The sequence below is a fragment of the Sphingopyxis terrae subsp. terrae NBRC 15098 genome, from assembly GCF_001598815.1.
GTDB lineage: Bacteria > Pseudomonadota > Alphaproteobacteria > Sphingomonadales > Sphingomonadaceae > Sphingopyxis > Sphingopyxis terrae.
Genome location: NZ_BCZQ01000012.1, coordinates 66,362 through 82,920 on the forward strand (window position 1 = coordinate 66,362; position 16,559 = coordinate 82,920).

A 16,559-nucleotide genomic window follows, 5' to 3' on the forward strand; every position below is an offset into this window, starting at 1 on the left:
CGAAAAGGGGAATGTCGGTATCGCATCCCGTCTTGCCGCCGGGCTATTGCACCCGCACCACCCGGTATCCGGCCGCTTCCAGAGCGGCGGGAACGCCGTCAGCGCCCACCAGATGTCCCGCACCGACCGCGATCAGCACCGTGCCGGGTTTCGCCATGCGCTGCTCGACCCATGCCGTCCAGCGCCGGTTGCGATCGGTGATGATCGCGGCGCGCGCGGCCGGGACCGCGTCGACATCCTCGTTCACCACCTTTTCGAGTGCGGCGACGTCGCCGCGCGCCCAGGCGGCGTTCATCGCCTTCACGTCGGCGACGCCGCTTGCCGAATTGGCGAGCGCGCGCGTCAGCAGGCGGCGCTGCGTTGCGGCGTCGAGCGTTTCGAACAGCGTCAACTGCCCCCGCGCCGTCTCCAGCCCGCCGATCGGCTTTCCGGCGTCGGAAAAGCGCTGCGTCAGCCGGGCTTCGACGCCATTTTCGGGCGACAAATCGGCCTGCTGCGCGACACGCTGGCCCATCAGCACCAGGATTGCCCAGTCGTCGAGCGCATCGCCGCCGAAACCGCTGCCCGCGCCTTCTATCTTGCGATAGGCGGCAAGCGCCGCCGGATCGAGCCGGCGCTCCATCGCCAGCGGCGCGCTGCGCGGTGCGAGTTCGCGGAACACGTCGCCTGCAGCCGCGAGTTGATCGGGCGCCAGTTCGAGGACCAATTCGTCGGCCGCCGCAATCGCCGCGCCGACCTTCCCGCCGTCCCAGCGCGTGCCGGCGGGAAGCGCGTGCATCGAGCCGAGCAGGAAGATGCGCGTGTCGGCGTCTTCGACCAGCCACATCGCCGGATGCGCTTCGGTAACTGGCGTCGCAGCTTTGCAGGCGAGCAGCAGCAACGGCAAAAGGGTCGCCGCGGCGCGGCGACCCCAGGACCGAAGGGCAAGGGCGCCCCGCTGCGTCACTGGATGCGCGTCACCTTCAACCCGCGCTGCTCGAGATAGTCCTGCACGCTTTTTGCTCCCGCCAGATGGCCCGCGCCGACCGCGACGAAAACCGTGCCCGGCTGTGCCATGCGCGCCTCGATCTGCTCGGCCCAGCGCGCGTTGCGGTCCCACAGCAGGGTTTTGGCGACGTCGGGCGTTTCGGCAAGCCCCTCGTTCATCGTTTCGGCGAGCGCAGCCGGATCGCCGGCCCCCCATTGCCCGACCATCGTGTCGAGCTGCGGCCCCAGCTTGTCGAGATCCTTGACCATGACGTTGAGGAAGGCGATCTGGCTGGACATGGGCAGCGCATCGAAAAAGCCGAGCTGTTCGCTGAGCGTTTCGAACCCGGAGATCGGCTTGGCGGCCGCCTTCGCTGCATTGCTCAACTGCTTTTCGGCGCCTTCTTCGGGGTTGTAGCCCATTTTGGTCAGCGGCAGCACCGACAGGGTGATCCCCGCAAACCACGGCTTGAAGCCGTCGAAGCTGGCGGGCGGCAGGCCCAGGCTGGTCATCGCCGCCTGATAGGCCGCAAGCGCTGCCGGATCGAGCCGCGCAGAAAGCGCCGTTCCGCTCTGGTCCAATGCCAGCGCCATAGTTTCCTTCGCCACTTCATTCTGGTCTTCGGGCAGCACGAGTTCGAGTTTGAGTTCGTCCGATTTGTCGAACGCATCTTTGACGGCGCCGTCGAACCAGCTCAATCCGGGCTTCAGCACATGCACGGTGCCGAACAGATAGACGGTGGTGTCGTCGTCCTTCACCGCCCACAGCGCGGGTTTGATCGCGGTCGTCGTTGCCGCGGCGGGCGCGGCAGCTTCCTGCGCCGCGGCGCTATTGTGTCCCGGCACGACCGCGCATTGGGCGAGGGGAATGATCGCGCAGCTCAGCGCAAGTTTGCGGAAGAAGGAGGTCATCGGGCCTGCTTTCGTTTCAAAAAGGGGAGGGGCAAGAGGTTCGCTGATAATCAACGATATTTGAACCAGAGATAGACGATCAGGTTGACGGCGAGCGTCAGGACAAAGAGCGCCATGGCGCCGACCGGCGGCGCGAGGCTGGCGCGGGCGGCGACCCACCACACGGGGCAGGCGATCACAAAGGCATGAAAGCCGGCGACGCTTCCCAGATAATAGGCATGGCGTTCATGATCGTCGACCGCGCGGAAATAGAAGAGGCTGGCGACACTCATCCCGACGACCCAGATCACCGAGACGATGATCGCCGTTGCGGGGGTCAAGGGCGCGTCGCTTGCCAGATCGCCCGACCCCTGCGCAACCTGGAGGGTCAGTGCGACCCCCGCGCCAAGGCTCATCGACGCGACCATCGTCACCCAATAGAGGCGCTTGCGCGGCGACCAGCCGGCCCAGGCTTCGCGGTTCAGGCGGATATAGAGCGCCATACCGGCCAGTGCGAGGACGAGCGCCGCCACCGGGCCCGCCCATGTCGGCAACGGCTGGCCGCCGGTTTCGGCCAGGCCGTCGCTATAACCGGCGAAAGCGCCAGCAACGGCTCCCGCTATCATGATGATGGCAACCGGCCACAGATAACCGGGACCGGCGCGGCGTTCCTTCGGCATGTTCGTCATCATTCCTGTCCTGCAAAGCCGTCGTCGAAAATGTCTTCGATCGGCATTTCGAATAGTCGGGCCAGCTTGAAAGCGAGCGGTAAAGACGGGTCGTATTTCCCTGTCTCGATTGCATTTACTGCCTGCCGCGACACGTCGAGCCGGTCGGCCAGTTCGGCTTGGCTCCAATTGCGCATTGCGCGCAGGACTTTCAGTTTGTTGTTCATCGGCGCCTCGCCAATAGGATCCCTTCGGGCCTGCATATAGTCACAATCGCTATCCTTTTGTCAGCCGATCGAAACGCGATGCCCGCCCGCGGGGATTTTCGGGATCAAGAGGCTGGAGCGCCGCCGCGTCGGGCCGCGCTCCAGCTCAAGTCGCCTGCCGACACCGGGGAGCATCGACGCGGACGAAGCCCGATGGAGGGGATCAGCGGCCGGGCTTGATCATCAGCAGCGCCAGCTGGGTACCGCCGTCGGCGCGGGCAATGGCGCGTTCAATCTGCGGCTTTGCGGCGGCGAGGGCAGTCGCCATGCAGGCATTTTCCGAATTGCGCGCGGCAAGACCGCGAGCCGAGGTAGCGCAAATCTGGCGGGCAGCGCTGTGAACGCGCGATTCCAGCCGCTCGCGTCCCTTGGCGCTGGTGAGCTTGAGGTCGTCGATGCGGATGGTGGCGGTGGGCGCTTCATCGACGGTCGCGGCGAGTGCCGGCGTGCCGGCCAGAGCGAGCGAGAGGGCGAGAATGGCGGTACGAGCGATCATAATGGGTCTCCTTGGATGATGTCTTGGTCACGTCAACCTGTCTTCATGTCAGGTATGCATGACTATATGTCGTGATTCGCTGACTATGTCAACAACACATGACAAAAAGTTTTGTGACCGTGACACGCGGCGTGATTTGGTCGGTGCGCAGATGGCAGCGAGCCTTGACCCTGCGCGCCCGCTGCGCCAAGGGCGGCGGCGATTGTTGCACCTGCGAAAGATGTGGACTCGTGGCCGATACGGCAGAAAAGAAACCACTCAGCTTTCAGGACATGATCCTGACGCTTCACGATTATTGGAGCGCGCGGGGCTGTGCGATCCTGCAGCCTTATGACATGCGGGTGGGCGCGGGGACGTTTCACCCGGCGACGACGCTGCGCAGCCTGGGGCCGGAGCCGTGGAATGTCGCCTATGTCCAGCCGAGCCGCCGCCCGACCGACGGCCGCTATGGCGAGAACCCGAACCGCCTTCAGCATTATTATCAATATCAGGTGATCCTGAAGCCGTCGCCCGCCGACCTGCAGGAACAATATCTCGGCAGCCTGGCCGCGATCGGCATCGATCCGCTGCTCCACGATATCCGGTTCGTCGAGGATGACTGGGAATCGCCGACGCTCGGCGCATGGGGGCTGGGCTGGGAAGTCTGGTGCGACGGGATGGAAGTCACCCAGTTCACTTATTTTCAGCAGATGGGCGGCTTCGACTGCAAACCCGTCGCGGGCGAGCTGACCTATGGGCTCGAACGCCTCGCCATGTATATCCAGAATGTCGACAATGTGTACGACCTCAGGTTTTCCGACCCCGTCGGCGACGTGCCGGGTTTGAGCTATGGCGATGTCTTCCTCGAAAACGAGCGCCAATTCTCGAAATGGAATTTCGAGGTTGCCGACACCGATACGCTGTTCGCGGGGTTCAAGGCGGCCGAAGACGAATGCAAGCGCGCGATTGCGGCGAATGTGCCGCTTGCTGCGTACGACCAGGCGATCGAGGCGAGCCATTTGTTCAACCTCTTGCAAGCGCGCGGCGTGATCAGCGTGCAGGAACGCGCCAATTACATGGCGCGCGTCCGCGACCTCGCGAAGGGAAGCTGCAAGGCGTGGATCGACAGCCAGTCCGAACGCTGGACCGAAAAATATCCGGGGTGGGTGCTGTGACCGATTTTCTTCTCGAACTGCGCAGCGAGGAAATCCCCGCGCGGATGCAGGCGGGCGCGCGTGCCGAGCTGGAAAAGCTGTTCCGCGCGCAGATGGCAGCGGCGGGCATCGACGTCGGCAATCTGACCATCTGGTCGACCCCGCGCCGACTTGCGCTGATCGCAAAGGGGCTTCCGCAAGCGACCGCTGCGGTCAGCGAGGAAATCAAAGGGCCGCGCAGCAGTGCGCCGCCGCAGGCGCTCGAAGGCTTCCTCCGCAAGACCGGGTTGACGCAGGATCAACTCGAAGATCGCGATGGCGTTTACTTCGCCGTCATCGACAAGCCCGGCCGTGCGACGGCCGAGGTGCTCGCCGAGGCGATCCCCGCGATCGTCCGCGGCTTTGCCTGGCCCAAGTCGATGCGCTGGGGCAAGGAAAGCGCAAGCAGCGAAAGCCTGCGCTGGGTGCGCCCGCTGTCGGGGATCGTCGCGATCTTCGGCGACGAATTGGTGCCGTGCGAAATCGGCGGGATCGCCAGCGGCTTCGTGACGCGCGGCCACCGCTTTCATTGCCCCGGCGAAATCACCATCGGATCGGCGGCGGATTATGCCGAAAAGCTGCGCGCCTGCCACGTCATCGTCGACCATGAGGAGCGGCAGGCGATCGTTCGCGATGGCGCCGCCAAGGCCGCGGCCGACGCCGGGCTGAGCCTTGTCGAGGACGAGGGGCTGGTGATCGAGAATGCGGGCCTCACCGAATGGCCGGTGCCGCTGCTCGGCCGCTTCGACGAAGCCTTCCTGGAGGTGCCGCCCGAGGTCATTCAGCTTACCGCGCGCGTGAACCAGAAATATTTCGTCGTGAACGGGACGGACGGCAAGCTCGCCAACGGCTTCGTCTGCACCGCGAATATCGACGCCAAGGACGGCGGCGCGGAGATCGTCGCGGGCAATCGCAAGGTGCTGGCGGCGCGGCTTTCGGATGCGCGCTTCTTCTGGGAGCAGGACCAGAAGAAGACGCTGGAACAGCACGCCGAGAAGCTGGCGAACATCACCTTCCACGAAAAGCTCGGCACCGTAGCCGACAAGGTCGAGCGCGTCGCCAAGCTGGCGCGCTGGCTGGTCGAGGAAGGCATCATTATGCCTTCGAGTGTTCCCGCGCAGGCGGGAACCCAGAGCGGAGATGGGCCCACAGCGGATGGACGCTCTGGACCCCCGCCTTCGCGGGGGAACATGGACGTGTCTCGCGAGGAATTGGCCGACCAGGCCGAACTCGCCGCGCGATTGGCGAAAGCCGACCTCGTCACCGAGATGGTCGGCGAATTCCCCGAATTGCAGGGCCTGATGGGCGGTTATTACGCCCGGGCCGAAGGCTTGCCCGACGCGGTCGCTGACGCGATCCGCGATCATTACAAGCCGGTCGGGCAGGGCGATGACGTGCCGACCGCGCCGGTGACGGTGGCTGTAGCGCTGGCGGACAAGCTGGATACGATCATGGCATTCTTCGGAATCGAAGAAGTCCCGACAGGATCTAGGGATCCCTTTGCGCTTCGCCGCGCCGCGCTTGGAATTATTCGTATCATACAGTCAAATGCGATCAGGCTTTCCTTGAGCGCGGTGACGTACAATGGAATGATTGTTCCAATTTTTCAGTCTTTTGCAGTACCAGAAGCAATTGATCGGGAGCACGTAAAGCGCGTTCTTGCTCCCGCGAAGAAGTTCCTTTCAGACGAAAGCGCTGCGAGCCAGTCCGTGCTGGAAGATAAATTTCTGGTCGAAGCTGAGCAATCGGCCGCGAGGTACGCCGTCGCTCAGGCATCCATTATAAAATTGCTCGACTTCTTCGCCGACCGCCTCAAGGTCCAGCAGCGCGAAGCCGGCGTCCGTCACGACCTGATCGACGCGGTGTTTGCGCTCGGCGGCGAGGACGATCTCGTTCGCCTGCTCGCGCGGGTGAAGGCGTTGCAGGCGTTTATGGCGACCGAGGACGGCGCCAATCTGCTTGCGGGCTACAAGCGCGCGGCGAATATATTGAAGCAAGCCGAAAAAGACGTCGTCCCCGCGCAGGCGGGGACCGCTGGCGGCACTGCTCCCACGATAACGGCCCCCGCCTTCGCGGGGGCGACGGATGTGGACAAGGCGCTGCTCGCCGCGCTCGACGCCGCCGAGCCCGCGGCGTCTGCTGCGGTTGCCGACGAACGCTTTACCGACGCCATGGCGGCGCTCGCCAGCCTGCGCGCGCCGATCGATGCCTTTTTCGACGGCGTGATGGTCAACGATCCCGACGAAGCGGTGCGCGCCTATCGGCTCGGCCTGCTGTCGCGCTTTACCGGCGCGGTGCATGGCGTTGCCGATTTCTCGAAGATCGAGGGCTGACGCGCCGGCTATCCGCCAGAGCTTATAACGAACGAAGTAAAACTGAATCGACCAACCGCGATTGCATACCTATCCAGCCGCGACCTCCTCCCCGGGGCAGCAGGAGTAAGACATGACGAAGATGGTGCATTTGTTCGGCGGCGCGGCCACGACGGCCGAGCGTTCGAAGGAATTGCTGGGCGGCAAGGGATCGAACCTTGCCGAAATGGCGTCGATCGGCCTGCCGGTCCCGCCGGGCTTTACGATCACCACCGACGTCTGCACCGCCTATTACGCCAACGGCGAAGCGTTTCCCGACGGGCTGACCGCCGACGTCGAAAATGGCATCGCGCATATCGAGGGGATCACCGGCAAGCGGTTCGGCGACGCGGCGAACCCGCTGCTCGTTTCGGTCCGGTCGGGCGCGCGCGTGTCGATGCCGGGGATGATGGACACCGTCCTCAACCTCGGGCTCAACGATGCGACCGTCGCGGGGCTTTCCGAAGCCTCGGGCGACCCGCGTTTCGCGTGGGACAGCTATCGCCGCTTCATCCAGATGTACGCCGACGTCGTCATGGGCCTGGACCATGCCGAGTTCGAGGAAGCGCTGGAAATCGCCAAGGAAGACAAGGGCTTTTTCCTCGACACGGAGATGTCGGCTGAAGACTGGCAGGCGCTGGTCAAGGAATATCAGGCGATCGTCGAGCGCGAGACCGGCGCACCCTTTCCGCAGGAACCGAAGGACCAGCTGTGGGGCGCGATCGGCGCCGTCTTTGCGAGCTGGGAAAGCGACCGGGCGAAAGTCTATCGCCGCCTGAACTCGATCCCCGGCGAATGGGGCACCGCGGTCAATGTGCAGGCGATGGTGTTCGGCAATATGGGCGACACATCGGCGACCGGCGTTGCCTTCACGCGCGATCCCGCGACCGGCGAGCGCGCTTGGTACGGCGAATGGCTGATCAATGCGCAGGGAGAGGACGTCGTCGCCGGCATCCGCACGCCGCAGTATCTGACGAAAATCGCGCGCGAAAAGGCGGGGGCAAAGCCGCTGTCGATGGAAGAGGCGATGCCCGAAACCTTCGGGGAATTGGGCCGCGTCTTCGACACGCTCGAAACCCATTACCGCGACATGCAGGATATCGAATTCACCGTCGAACGCGGGACGCTGTGGATGCTGCAGACGCGATCGGGCAAGCGCACCGCCAAGGCGGCGCTGCGCATCGCCGTCGAAATGGCGGCCGAAGGGCTGATTTCCGAAGAGGAAGCGGTCGGCCGTGTCGATCCGGGTGCGCTCGACCAGCTGCTCCACCCGACGCTCGACCCGAAGGCGCCGCGCGACGTTCTGACCAAGGGGCTCCCGGCCAGCCCCGGCGCCGCGTCGGGCAAGATCATGTTCGACGCCGACAGCGCCGAAAAGGCGGCGGGCATGGGTGAGGCGGTGATCCTCGTCCGCGTCGAAACCAGCCCTGAGGATATTCACGGCATGCACGCCGCCAAGGGCATCCTGACCGCGCGCGGCGGGATGACGAGCCACGCGGCGGTGGTTGCGCGCGGCATGGGGCGCCCCTGCGTCTCGGGCGCCGGCGGGCTGGCGATCGACGGCAATGCGCGCGTGCTGCGCGTCGCGGGGCGCGAGCTTCGCGAAGGCGATGTCATCACGCTCGACGGATCGACCGGCGAAGTGATGGCGGGCGAGGTTCCGACGCTCCAGCCCGAACTGGTCGGCGATTTCGGCACGCTGATGGGCTGGGCCGACAAGGTGCGCCGCATGAAGGTGCGCACCAACGCCGAAACCCCCGCCGACGCGCAGGTCGCGCGCGATTTCGGTGCCGAGGGCATCGGGCTGTGCCGCACCGAGCATATGTTCTTCGACGCCGCGCGGATTACTGCGGTGCGCGAGATGATCCTGGCCGACAGCGAGGACGGCCGCCGCGCCGCGCTCGCCAAGCTGCTGCCTGAACAGCGCGGCGACTTTGCGGCGATCTTCGGCGTGATGGCGGGGCTGCCGGTCACGATCCGGCTGCTTGACCCGCCGCTGCACGAATTCCTGCCGACGCGCGAGGAGGATTTTGCCGATGTCGCCGCCGCGGCAGGGGTGGGGGTCGAGGCGCTGAAGGCGCGGGCGAACGAACTCCATGAATTCAACCCGATGCTCGGCCACCGCGGTTGCCGCCTTGGCGTCACTTACCCCGAAATCTACGAGATGCAGGCGCGGGCGATCTTCGAGGCGGCGTGCGACGTCGCTGCCGAAACCGGCGCGGCGCCGATCCCCGAGGTGATGATCCCGCTGGTGGCGACGCGCCGCGAATTCGATCTGATGAAGGCGGTCGTCGACGCGCAGGCGAAGGCGGTGTTCGCCGAAAAGGGGCGCGAGATCGCCTATCTTGTCGGGACGATGATCGAACTGCCGCGCGCTGCGCTGATGGCGGGCGAGATCGCCGAAACGGCGGAATTCTTCTCGTTCGGTACCAACGACCTCACGCAGACGACGATCGGGATCAGCCGTGACGACGCGGGCCGATTCCTGACGCAATATGTCGACAAGGGCATCTTCCTGACCGATCCGTTCGTCAGCCTGGACGTCGACGGCGTCGGGCAGTTGATCGAGATCGCCGCCGAGCGCGGCCGTGGTGCCCGCGCGGGGATCAAGATGGGCATTTGCGGCGAGCATGGCGGCGATGCGCCGAGCATCCACTTCTGCGAACAGACCGGGCTCGACTATGTCAGCGCCTCGCCCTACCGTGTGCCCATCGCACGTCTGGCAGCAGCACAGGCGGCGCTGAAGAGGGGATGACGCCATGAAGAGCTGGCACCGCTATGCGATCACCCTGGTGGGCGGGATAGCGGTGGGGCTCGGCGGCGCCTGGGGCCTGACCCGTGGCGGGCTCGGCGATGGCGCGATCCGCAACGGCCCGTGGACGACGTCGCTCGGCTATGGGACGAAGGCGACCGATCCGCTGACGCGCGCGATGGTCGCGCGGTCGGGGCTGCTCGCGCTGCCGGCAAAGGAGACGCTCTACTGGATGGCGCGCACCGACGCCTCGGGCGCGCGGCTCGACGGCAATTGCCGCTACCGTCTGTCGGGAAAGCCGCTCGATGCGCGCTGGTGGAGCGTGACCGTCTATGACGCCAAAGGCTATCTGGTCGCCAATGCCGCGAATATCTGGTCGGTCAACGGCGCCAGTGTCCCGCTCGACGACAAGGGCGAATGGCATGTGACCATCGCGCCCGACCGGCCCGCCGATGGCGCTTGGCTTCCCGGGATCAAGGGGCAGCCGTTCGACCTGACGCTGCGCATGTACAATCCGGGCGCTGGCGTCCGCGCCGGGCCATCGGCGGCCGCGCTGCCCGCGATCGTCAAGGAGGGGTGCTGACATGCGCCGCTGGATCGGACCGCTCGCTTTCGGGCTGATCGTCGCGCTCGCGGCCGGCTATGCGGCCATCGCCGCCATCCCCTATGGCATGATGAAGATTGCGATGGACCGGCTTGGCCGCGGCGGTATCAATCAGATGTCGCAGGGGCCGCTCGCGACGCCCGCGCGCCAGCCTGTCGTGCGGCCGAGCCCCGATCTTGCCTATTCCAGCTGTCCGTTCGACCTTGCGGCGGGGCCGCTCGAGATTATGGTCGTGCCGGTCCCGGGGCGCTATTCTTCGCTCAGCATCTTCGATGCCGCGACCGACGTCGCCTTCGTGCGCAATGACGTCGAAGCGGGCGGAAAACCCTATCGAATCATCGTCGCGCGCGAAGGGCAGGTGGTGCCGCCGGGCGCCGAAGTGGTGCGCGTCGGCCACGATCGCGGGATTGCGCTGATTCGCCTGCTGCTGAAGAATCCTGCGGAAATCGGGTCGCTCGACGCAATTCGCCGCCAATCGACCTGTCGAACCGTCACAAAGTCGAAATAGGGGGTTGCACGCCCCGCCGACTGCTCCTAAAGGCACCGCTCCACGCACCCGTAGCTCAGCTGGATAGAGCATCAGACTACGAATCTGAGGGTCGGACGTTCGAATCGTTCCGGGTGCGCCATTCCCCTTCGACATCGAAATTCAGGATTCGCGGGCGCGACCGTGCATAGCTATGCCCTGTTGCATCGCTGCCGGGCCTGCGACATTCCGGACGCGATCCGGCCATGATGGACCGGCGAGGGAGAGTCATGAGCGAAGCCATCGTCACGGTCGATATCGGCGGCACGCACGCCCGTTTCGCGATCGCCGAGGTGGCGGCCGGCCGCGTTGTCTCGCTCGGGCCCGAAACGACGCTGCATACAAAAGACCACGCCAGCTTTCAGACCGCCTGGCAGGATTTCGAGCGGCGGCAGGGCGGTGCGCTCCCGCGCGCCGTCGCCATTGCGATCGCGGGGCCGACGCGCGGCGAGATCATTCGCTTCACCAACAATCCCTGGATCATTCGCCCGGCGCTGATCGGCGAGAAGCTGAATGTCGACCGCTATACGCTGGTCAATGATTTCGAGGCTGTCGGTCATGCGGTCGCGCAGGCCGAGGCGCAATATTTCGAGCGGCTGACAGGCCCTGACGAGCCGCTTCCCGCAATGGGAACGGTCAGCGTTATCGGCCCCGGGACCGGGCTTGGCGTCGCGCATGTATGGCGCGATGGGACCGACTATCGCGTCCAGGCGACCGAAGGCGGACATGTCGATTTCGCGCCGCTCGACAGCATCGAGGACGCCATCCTCGCGCGGCTGCGCAAACGCCATCGCCGCGTGTCGGTAGAGCGTATCGTATCCGGTCCCGGCATCGTCGATATTTATGAAACGCTGGCGAGCATGGAAGGACGCGCGATCACTCCGCTCGATGACCGCACGATATGGGCAGCGGCGATGAGCGGAGAGGATGCGCTGGCGGCTGCGGCTGCGGATCGCTTCTGTCTGTCGCTCGGCAGCGTTGCAGGCGACCTTGCGCTTGCACAGGGGGCCAGCGGCGTCGTGATCGCGGGGGGGCTTGGCCTGCGTATCCGCGACCAGCTCGTCCGGTCGGGTTTCCCCGAGCGCTTCGTCGCCAAGGGGCGCTTCGAGAATTTCATGGCGGCGATCCCGGTCAAATTGATTACCCACCCGCAGCCCGGCCTTTTCGGTGCCGCTGCGGCATTCGCGCGCCAGCATCGCTGAAAAAATCCGCTGGCGCGAGGGCGCAAAAGGCGGCAGCAAGGGGGCATGTCCGCGCGCCCCGTCCTCGGTATTATCGCCTGCAACCGCACCGTCGGGACAGAGGTCGCGCAAACGGTGATCAACCGCTATGCGACCGCCGCGATGCGCTACGCCGATTGCGCGGCGCTCATCATCCCGTCGCTTCCCGACCATATGCACGCGCGCGAGATCGTCGGACGGCTCGACGGCGTGCTGCTCACCGGAACGCCGTCGAATGTCGCGCCGGCGCTCTATGGCGATATGGTGGAAGGCGAGGGGCCGTTCGACCCCGATCGCGATCGGATGATGATCGAGCTTGTCGAAGCGACGGTCGCCGCGCAGCGCCCGCTGTTCGGCATCTGCCGGGGTTTTCAGGAAATCAACGTGGCGTTGGGCGGAACGCTGCGCCGCGATACGTCGGCGAGCGACGAACTGCTGCACCATCACGCGCCCGACGATGCCGCTTTCGACGCGATGTTCGATCATCGGCACAAGGTCGATCTCGTCGAAGGGGGCCTGCTTGCGTCGGCCTATGCCGCGCCCTCGCTCGAGGTCAATTCGGTTCATTATCAGGGCATCGGCGCGCTCGCCGACAGCCTGGAGGTCGAAGCGCGTGCACCCGACGGACTGGTCGAAGCCTATAGCGCGCGGCCGAACGGAGCGCCGTTGCTCGCGGTGCAATGGCACCCCGAATGGGCGACCGACGGCAATGATCAGAGCCAGACCTATTTCCACCTTCTCGGCCGCGCGCTAAGAGGCGAACTATGAACCGCCGCGTCACCCGATATGATCGCTATCTCGCGCGGATCAGCTTTTCGCCCTGATTGAAGAACGCCCCTCCCGCTGGCGGGAGGGGGCGGGGGTGGGGTGAGCCACAGGCGAACGTCCATCCTCTCGTCCTTCGGAGCGCGCTTCGCGCGTGCCCACCCCCAACCCCTCCCGCCTGCGGGAGGGGAATTTCAGGATCAGAAACATGCCCCGTAATCACGACATCGCCGAACTGCGCCGCCTCGACGTCGCGCATCATCTTCCCGCGCAGGCCGACTGGGCCGAAATCGAAAAACTCGGCGGCAGCCGCATCATCACCCATGCCGAAGGCTGCACGATCGTCGATGGCGACGGCCACCGTATCCTTGACGGCATGGCGGGCCTCTGGTGCGTCAATGTCGGCTATGGCCGCGAGGAACTGGTTGAGGCCGCGGCGGCGCAGATGCGCGAGCTGCCCTTCTATAATACTTTCTTCAAGACCGCGACGCCACCGACGGTGACGCTCGCGGCCAAGATCGCCCAGCTCACCGGCGGGCGCCTGCCGCACATCTTTTTCAACGCCTCGGGCAGCGAGGCGAACGACACGGTGTTCCGTATGGTGCGCCATTATTGGAAACTCAAGGGCGAGCCAAAACGGACCGTCTTCATCAGCCGTTGGAATGCCTATCATGGTTCGACCGTCGCGGGCGTATCGCTCGGCGGGATGAAGGCCATGCACGCGCAGGGCGACCTGCCTATTCCCGGCGTCGAACATGTCCGCCAGCCCTATTTCTACGGCGAAGGGCAGGGGATGACCGAGGAGGAATTCTGCGATGCCTGCGTGGCTGCGATCGAGGACAAGATTCTGGAAGTCGGTCCCGAAAATTGCGCCGCCTTCATCGGGGAGCCGGTTCAGGGCGCCGGTGGGGTCATCATCCCGCCCAAGGGCTATTGGCCGAAGGTCGAGGCGGTGGTGCGCAAATATGGCCTGCTGCTCGTGGCCGACGAAGTCATCTGCGGCTTCGGGCGCACCGGGAAGATGTGGGGGCATGAAACCATGGGTTTCACCCCCGACCTGATGCCGATGGCGAAGGGGCTTTCGTCGGGCTACCTTCCGATCTCGGCGACAGCGGTGGCGAGCCATGTCGTCGACGTGCTCAAGACCGGCGGCGATTTCGTCCACGGCTTTACCTATTCGGGCCATCCGGTCGCTGCGGCAGTCGCGCTCAAGAATATCGAGATCATCGAACGCGAAGGGCTGGTCGAACGCACCGGCAGCGTTACGGGGCCGCATCTGGCGAAAGCGCTTGCGACGCTGGACGATCATCCGCTCGTCGGTGAAACGCGCTCGATCGGCCTGCTCGGCGCGGTCGAGATCGTCGCCGACAAGGAAACGCGCGCGCGGTTCGGCGGCGCCGAAGGGACCGCCGGCCCGATGGCGCGCGACGCGTGCATTGCAAACGGACTGATGGTCCGCGGTATCCGCGACAGCCTCGTCATGTGCCCGCCGCTGGTCATCACCACCGAACAGATCGACGAGATGGTGGCGATCATCCGCAAATCGCTCGACGAGGTGATGCCGAAGCTGCGGGCGCTCTAGCGATTTCTTGCCATTCCCGTTCGTGCTGAGCTTGTCGAAGCACTGTTTTCTTCTTTAGACGTGAAGAGAAGAACGGTCCTTCGACACGCTCAGGACGAGCGGGTTGAGGGCCTATATCCAGTAAGAGGATCGACCCCCATGCCATCCGGCCTTTTTGCGCTGCTCGATGACGTTGCCACCATCGCCAAGGTCGCCGCCGCGAGCATCGACGACGTCGGCGCCGCGGCATCGAAGGCCGGGGCCAAGGCTGCGGGGGTGGTGGTCGACGATACGGCGGTGACGCCGCGTTACGTCACCGGCTTCACCCCCGATCGCGAACTGCCGATCATCTGGCGGATCACCAAGGGATCGCTGTTCAACAAGCTGGTGCTGATCCTGCCGGCGCTGTTGCTGCTGTCGACGTTCCTGCCCTGGGCGATTACGCCGCTGTTGATGATGGGCGGCGCCTATCTCTGCTTCGAGGGCGCGGAAAAGGTCATCCACGCGCTGCAGAAAGACAGGACGAGCCTGGAGGAAGATGCCGAGATCGTCGCCGACCGCAATCATGAAGAAGTGATGGTGAAGGGCGCGGTGCGCACCGACTTCATCCTGTCGGCCGAAATCATGGTGATCGCGCTCAACGAAGTGCTGGACGAACATCTCGTGATGCGCGGCGCCACGCTTGCCGTCGTTGCCGTGCTGATTACCATCGCGGTCTATGGCGTGGTCGGGTTGATCGTGAAGATGGACGATATCGGTCTGCACATGGCGAAGGAAGGCAACAGGGCGCGCCGCGCGATCGGGCGCGGGCTCGTCGATTTCATGCCGAAGTTGCTGGCCGCGCTGGCGACGATCGGCACGGCCGCCATGTTGTGGGTCGGCGGGCAGATCGTGCTGCACGGCCTGCACGAATATCATATCGGCGGTATTGCCGAAGCGCTCGAATTGCTGGCTCATTCGGTCGCGGGCGGACTGCCGCTCGAAGGGCTTTGGACGTGGCTCATCAAGGCGACCGGCGACGGCATCTTCGGATTGCTGCTCGGCAGCGTGATCGTCGGCGTGCTGCACTTCGTGCCGGGCAAGAAGGCCCATTGATTTCGTCATCCCGGACTTGATCCGGGATCCACCGCGGCACCGGAAGTCATGGACCCCGGATCAAGTCCGGGGTGACGATGGTGCAAGGGTTGCCGTCAGCCCAGCAACACCACCGGGCTGTCGGCGCGCCAGTGCATGCTGACCTTGTCGTCCCAGGTGAAATCCTCCTGGTCGTGACGCGACAGATTGGGGCGCGACACGCGTAGCCGTGCACCCGATTCGAGTTCGATGTCGTAAAGGGTGATATCGCCGAGATAGCTCATGCCCTTGATCGTGCCGCGCGCGAAATTATGCCCCTCGGGGGCATCCTGCGCCGCGGCGCGCACCGCTTTGCCTTCGCCCGGAACGTGCAGATAGATTTTCTCGGGTCGCAGCGCGACCCAGACGTCGGCGCCATGCGGACCGGTCACGCCATGGTTCAGATAGACGCGCCCCAATCCGGGGCAATCGACCGCGGCGCGATCGGGTTCGTCGAGCGTCAGCTTGCCTTCGAAGATGTTCACCGAACCGACGAAATCGGCAACGAAGCGGTTGGCGGGATATTCGTACAGGTCCGAAGGCCCGGCGAGCTGCGCCACGTCGCCCTTGTTGATCACCGCAATGCGGCTCGCCATCGACAGCGCTTCGTCCTGGTCGTGCGTCACGGTGACGAAGGTGATGCCGACCTGGTCCTGCAGGTCGGCGAGCTCGAACTGCATCTGCGCGCGCAATTTGGCGTCGAGCGCCGACAGCGGTTCGTCGAGGAGCAGCACCTTCGGCCGCATGATGAGGCTGCGCGCCAGCGCGACGCGCTGCCGCTGGCCGCCCGACATCTGGTCGGGCATGCGGTCTTCGAAGCCGCCGAGCTTTACCAGCTCGAGCGCTTCGGCAACGCGGTCCTTGACTTCGCCGCCGCGCACGCCAGCGATCTTGAGGCCGTAGGCGACATTGTCGGCGACGCTCATGTGCGGAAAGACGGCATAGCTCTGGAACACCATGTTCACCGGCCGCTTGTTCGGCGGGATACCGGCCATGTCCTGCCCGTCGATCAGGATATGGCCTTCGGTCGGCAATTCGAAGCCGGCGATCATGCGCAGCAGCGTCGTCTTGCCGCAGCCCGACGGGCCGAGCAGCACGAAGAACTCGCCCGCCATGATGTCGAGGCTGACGTTATCGACCGCGGTCACCTTGCCGAAGCGTTTAGAGACATTCTGGATCTGGATGATCGGCCTGGGCGCGTCGGTCAT

At 65.0% G+C, this 16,559-nt stretch carries 15 protein-coding genes and 1 tRNA gene; 10 read left to right on the top strand and 6 right to left on the bottom strand.

The window, feature by feature from the left end:
• Positions 1-43: 43 nt before the first annotated feature.
• The 5 genes from STE01S_RS07710 to STE01S_RS07730 form a co-directional block, all read right to left on the bottom strand.
• Entirely contained in the window at positions 44-946 is a 903-nt protein-coding gene (locus STE01S_RS07710) for a TraB/GumN family protein (RefSeq protein ID WP_062766595.1), read from the bottom strand.
• Entirely contained in the window at positions 943-1,878 is a 936-nt protein-coding gene (locus tag STE01S_RS07715) for a TraB/GumN family protein (RefSeq protein ID WP_062766598.1), read from the bottom strand. Before STE01S_RS07715 ends, STE01S_RS07710 begins: the two co-directional genes overlap by 4 nt.
• A 50-nt stretch (positions 1,879-1,928) precedes the next feature.
• Positions 1,929-2,546 (bottom strand): hypothetical protein, encoded by a 618-nt coding sequence (locus STE01S_RS07720; protein ID WP_062766901.1) that lies wholly within the window; start codon positions 2,544-2,546, stop codon positions 1,929-1,931.
• On the bottom strand, positions 2,546-2,752 hold the full coding sequence (locus tag STE01S_RS07725; RefSeq protein ID WP_062766601.1) for a helix-turn-helix transcriptional regulator: 207 nt from the start codon (positions 2,750-2,752) through the stop codon (positions 2,546-2,548). Before STE01S_RS07725 ends, STE01S_RS07720 begins: the two co-directional genes overlap by 1 nt.
• Before the next feature lie 202 nt (positions 2,753-2,954).
• On the bottom strand, positions 2,955-3,287 hold the full coding sequence (locus STE01S_RS07730; protein ID WP_062766603.1) for a UrcA family protein: 333 nt from the start codon (positions 3,285-3,287) through the stop codon (positions 2,955-2,957).
• A 272-nt stretch (positions 3,288-3,559) separates the two neighbouring features.
• Here STE01S_RS07730 and STE01S_RS07735 point away from each other — a divergent pair, with 272 nt between their 5' ends.
• From STE01S_RS07735 to STE01S_RS07780, 10 genes are all read left to right on the top strand, one after another.
• Positions 3,560-4,441, top strand: a complete 882-nt coding sequence (locus STE01S_RS07735; RefSeq protein ID WP_231292896.1) for a glycine--tRNA ligase subunit alpha — start codon at positions 3,560-3,562, stop codon at positions 4,439-4,441.
• Positions 4,438-6,792, top strand: a complete 2,355-nt coding sequence (gene glyS, locus STE01S_RS07740) for a glycine--tRNA ligase subunit beta (protein WP_062766606.1) — start codon at positions 4,438-4,440, stop codon at positions 6,790-6,792. The genes STE01S_RS07735 and glyS overlap by 4 nt, the downstream gene beginning before the upstream one ends.
• A gap of 112 nt (positions 6,793-6,904) precedes the next feature.
• A complete protein-coding gene (ppdK, locus tag STE01S_RS07745; RefSeq protein ID WP_062766609.1) occupies positions 6,905-9,565 on the top strand; it encodes a pyruvate, phosphate dikinase in 2,661 nt (886 codons plus the stop codon).
• 4 nt (positions 9,566-9,569) lie between these two features.
• On the top strand, positions 9,570-10,145 hold the full coding sequence (locus STE01S_RS07750; RefSeq protein ID WP_062766612.1) for a DUF1214 domain-containing protein: 576 nt from the start codon (positions 9,570-9,572) through the stop codon (positions 10,143-10,145).
• A gap of 1 nt (position 10,146) precedes the next feature.
• On the top strand, positions 10,147-10,674 hold the full coding sequence (locus tag STE01S_RS07755; protein WP_062766615.1) for a DUF1254 domain-containing protein: 528 nt from the start codon (positions 10,147-10,149) through the stop codon (positions 10,672-10,674).
• Positions 10,675-10,718: 44 nt separating this feature from the next.
• Positions 10,719-10,795: transfer RNA gene (locus STE01S_RS07760), tRNA-Arg, on the top strand.
• 127 nt (positions 10,796-10,922) lie between these two features.
• Positions 10,923-11,894, top strand: a complete 972-nt coding sequence (locus STE01S_RS07765) for a glucokinase (protein WP_062766618.1) — start codon at positions 10,923-10,925, stop codon at positions 11,892-11,894.
• Positions 11,895-11,939: 45 nt separating this feature from the next.
• A complete protein-coding gene (locus STE01S_RS07770; protein ID WP_062766621.1) occupies positions 11,940-12,680 on the top strand; it encodes a gamma-glutamyl-gamma-aminobutyrate hydrolase family protein in 741 nt (246 codons plus the stop codon).
• A gap of 205 nt (positions 12,681-12,885) precedes the next feature.
• Positions 12,886-14,259 (top strand): aspartate aminotransferase family protein, encoded by a 1,374-nt coding sequence (locus tag STE01S_RS07775; protein WP_062766624.1) that lies wholly within the window; start codon positions 12,886-12,888, stop codon positions 14,257-14,259.
• A 138-nt stretch (positions 14,260-14,397) separates the two neighbouring features.
• On the top strand, positions 14,398-15,333 hold the full coding sequence (locus STE01S_RS07780; RefSeq protein WP_062766627.1) for a DUF808 domain-containing protein: 936 nt from the start codon (positions 14,398-14,400) through the stop codon (positions 15,331-15,333).
• A gap of 95 nt (positions 15,334-15,428) precedes the next feature.
• Here the strand turns inward: STE01S_RS07780 and STE01S_RS07785 are convergent, their stop codons facing one another.
• Positions 15,429-16,559 carry an ABC transporter ATP-binding protein gene (locus STE01S_RS07785; RefSeq protein WP_062766630.1) on the bottom strand — a complete coding sequence of 377 codons (1,131 nt, stop codon included), beginning with the start codon at positions 16,557-16,559 and terminating at the stop codon, positions 15,429-15,431.

Coding starts and splice junctions, on each gene's coding strand:
- STE01S_RS07775 (WP_062766624.1), top strand. CDS start 12,886: ATGCCCCGTAATCACGACATCGCCGAACTGCGCCGCCTCGACGTCGCG.
- STE01S_RS07785 (WP_062766630.1), bottom strand. CDS start 16,559: ATGACCGACGCGCCCAGGCCGATCATCCAGATCCAGAATGTCTCTAAA.
- STE01S_RS07735 (WP_231292896.1), top strand. CDS start 3,560: ATGATCCTGACGCTTCACGATTATTGGAGCGCGCGGGGCTGTGCGATC.
- ppdK (WP_062766609.1), top strand. CDS start 6,905: ATGACGAAGATGGTGCATTTGTTCGGCGGCGCGGCCACGACGGCCGAG.
- STE01S_RS07750 (WP_062766612.1), top strand. CDS start 9,570: ATGAAGAGCTGGCACCGCTATGCGATCACCCTGGTGGGCGGGATAGCG.
- STE01S_RS07720 (WP_062766901.1), bottom strand. CDS start 2,546: ATGACGAACATGCCGAAGGAACGCCGCGCCGGTCCCGGTTATCTGTGG.
- STE01S_RS07730 (WP_062766603.1), bottom strand. CDS start 3,287: ATGATCGCTCGTACCGCCATTCTCGCCCTCTCGCTCGCTCTGGCCGGC.
- STE01S_RS07770 (WP_062766621.1), top strand. CDS start 11,940: ATGTCCGCGCGCCCCGTCCTCGGTATTATCGCCTGCAACCGCACCGTC.
- STE01S_RS07765 (WP_062766618.1), top strand. CDS start 10,923: ATGAGCGAAGCCATCGTCACGGTCGATATCGGCGGCACGCACGCCCGT.
- STE01S_RS07780 (WP_062766627.1), top strand. CDS start 14,398: ATGCCATCCGGCCTTTTTGCGCTGCTCGATGACGTTGCCACCATCGCC.
- STE01S_RS07725 (WP_062766601.1), bottom strand. CDS start 2,752: ATGAACAACAAACTGAAAGTCCTGCGCGCAATGCGCAATTGGAGCCAA.
- STE01S_RS07715 (WP_062766598.1), bottom strand. CDS start 1,878: ATGACCTCCTTCTTCCGCAAACTTGCGCTGAGCTGCGCGATCATTCCC.
- STE01S_RS07755 (WP_062766615.1), top strand. CDS start 10,147: ATGCGCCGCTGGATCGGACCGCTCGCTTTCGGGCTGATCGTCGCGCTC.